This is a genomic window from Nonomuraea sp. NPDC048882, from assembly GCF_040649755.1.
GTDB classification, from domain to species: domain Bacteria; phylum Actinomycetota; class Actinomycetes; order Streptosporangiales; family Streptosporangiaceae; genus Nonomuraea; species Nonomuraea maheshkhaliensis.
On the sequence record NZ_JBEZGB010000049.1, the window covers coordinates 1 to 2,763 of the forward strand.

At 56.9% G+C, this 2,763-nt stretch carries 1 rRNA gene and 1 other annotated feature (1 of these 2 only partly in view); the gene reads right to left on the bottom strand.

The features are described 5' to 3' along the window. Positions 1-18 precede the first annotated feature (18 nt). Positions 19-135 (bottom strand): 5S ribosomal RNA (gene rrf, locus AB0C27_RS56070). A 162-nt stretch (positions 136-297) separates the two neighbouring features. Beyond that, positions 298-2,763, bottom strand: a sequence feature (most likely nonfunctional fraction of RNA operon); it runs 1,727 nt beyond the window's last position.

A 2,763-nucleotide genomic window follows, 5' to 3' on the forward strand; every position in this document is an offset into this window, starting at 1 on the left:
CCCTCTCCTCAAAAGATTGTCCGGCGGTGACCTACTCTCCCACACCCTCCCGAGTGCAGTACCATCGGCGCAGGGAAGCTTAACTTCCGGGTTCGGAATGTAACCGGGTGTTTCCTTCCCGCCATAACCGCCGTAACCCTCCGAAACACACAAACATCACTGTTTGCTGCCTCAGAATTGCTTAGTGGACGCGAGCAAGAAAATCTCTGAACCTTTGTCAGGTGCGGCGCAGTTCTGGACCCGGCGAAGAGTAACAGAACGCAGCACACACACGCACAAAGAAACAGAAGTTGCTTTGTGGTCAAGTCCTCGGCCTATTAGTACCGGTCAGCTCCACACGTTACCGTGCTTCCACCTCCGGCCTATCAACCCGGTCGTCTACCGGGAGCCTTACCCCCTCACGGGGTGGGAGACCTCATCTCAAGGCGAGCTTCCCGCTTAGATGCTTTCAGCGGTTATCCCTTCCGAACGTAGCCAACCAGCCGTGCACCTGGCGGTACAACTGGCACACCAGAGGTTCGTCCGTCCCGGTCCTCTCGTACTAGGGACAGCCCCTTTCAAGTCTCCTGCGCGCGCAGCGGATAGGGACCGAACTGTCTCGCGACGTTCTAAACCCAGCTCGCGTACCGCTTTAATGGGCGAACAGCCCAACCCTTGGGACCTACTCCAGCCCCAGGATGCGACGAGCCGACATCGAGGTGCCAAACCATCCCGTCGATATGGACTCTTGGGGAAGATCAGCCTGTTATCCCCGGGGTACCTTTTAGCCGTTGAGCGACACCGCTTCCACACGCCGATGCCGGATCACTAGTCCCAGCTTTCGCTCCTGCTCGACCCGTCAGTCTCACAGTCAAGCTCCCTTGTGCACTTACACTCAACACCTGATTGCCAACCAGGCTGAGGGAACCTTTGGGCGCCTCCGTTACCCTTTAGGAGGCAACCGCCCCAGTTAAACTACCCACCAGACACTGTCCCCGATCCGGATCACGGACCAGAGTTAGACGTTCAAAACGACCAGAGTGGTATTTCACCAATGACTCCACCCGAACTAGCGTCCGAGCTTCCCAGTCTCCCACCTATCCTACACAAGACGCTCCAAACGCCAATGTCAAGCTGTAGTGAAGGTCCCGGGGTCTTTCCGTCCTGCTGCGCGTAACGAGCATCTTTACTCGTAGTGCAATTTCGCCGGGTCTGCGGTTGAGACAGCGGGGAAGTCGTTACGCCATTCGTGCAGGTCGGAACTTACCCGACAAGGAATTTCGCTACCTTAGGATGGTTATAGTTACCACCGCCGTTTACCGGCGCTTAAGTTCTCACCTTCGCCCAGCCGAAGCTGAACTAAGCGGTCCCCTTAACGTTCCGGCACCGGGCAGGCGTCAGTCCGTATACATCGTCTTACGACTTCGCACGGACCTGTGTTTTTAGTAAACAGTCGCTTCCCCCTGGCCACTGCGGCCCCCACCAGCTCCCACCGCAAGGATGTTCACCAGCAGAGGCCCCCCTTCTCCCGAAGTTACGGGGGCAATTTGCCGAGTTCCTTAACCACAGTTCACCCGATCGCCTTAGTATTCTCTACCTGACCACCTGAGTCGGTTTAGGGTACGGGCCGCCACAACACTCACTAGAGGCTTTTCTCGGCAGCATAGGATCATCCACTTCACCACAATCGGCTCGGCATCACATCTCAGGATTAATGCGAGGCGGATTTACCTACCTCACTCCCTACATGCTTACCCCAGGTCAACCATCGCCTGGGCTGGACTACCTTCCTGCGTCACCCCATCGCTTACCTACTACCCGATCGGACCGAGCGTTCAGCCTCACACCGGTCCCGAAGGACCAGCGGACTTAAGGACTCTTAGCATCACGAGGTTCAGTATGGGCGCATTGAAGCGGGTACGGGAATATCAACCCGTTGTCCATCGACTACGCCTGTCGGCCTCGCCTTAGGTCCCGACTTACCCTGGGCGGATTAGCCTGGCCCAGGAACCCTTGGTCATCCGGCGCGAGGGTTTCTCACCCTCGATTCGCTACTCATGCCTGCATTCTCACTCGCACAGCCTCCACAACTAGATCACTCTGCTGCTTCGCCGGCTGCACGACGCTCCCCTACCCATCAACCCCCACGAATGAGAGTCAATGCCACGACTTCGGCGGTGTACTTGAGCCCCGCTACATTGTCGGCGCGGAATCACTTGACCAGTGAGCTATTACGCACTCTTTCAAGGGTGGCTGCTTCTAAGCCAACCTCCTGGTTGTCTCTGCGACTCCACATCCTTTCCCACTTAGCACACGCTTAGGGGCCTTAGTCGGTGATCTGGGCTGTTTCCCTCTCGACTACGAACCTTATCGCCCGCAGTCTCACTGCCACGCTCTCACTTACCGGCATTCGGAGTTTGGCTGACGTCAGTAACCTTGTCGGGCCCATTAGCCATCCAGTGCTCTACCTCCGGCAAGAAACACGCAACGCTGCACCTAAATGCATTTCGGGGAGAACCAGCTATCACGGAGTTTGATTGGCCTTTCACCCCTACACACAGATCATCCCCCAGGTTTTCAACCCTGGTGGGTTCGGTCCTCCACCCAGTCTTACCTGAGCTTCAACCTGCCCATGCGTAGATCACTCCGCTTCGGGTCTACAGCATGCGACTCAAACGCCCTCTTCAGACTCGCTTTCGCTACGGCTCCCCCACACGGGTTAACCTCGCCACACACCATAACTCGCAGGCTCATTCTTCAAAAGGCACGCAGTCACATCACACA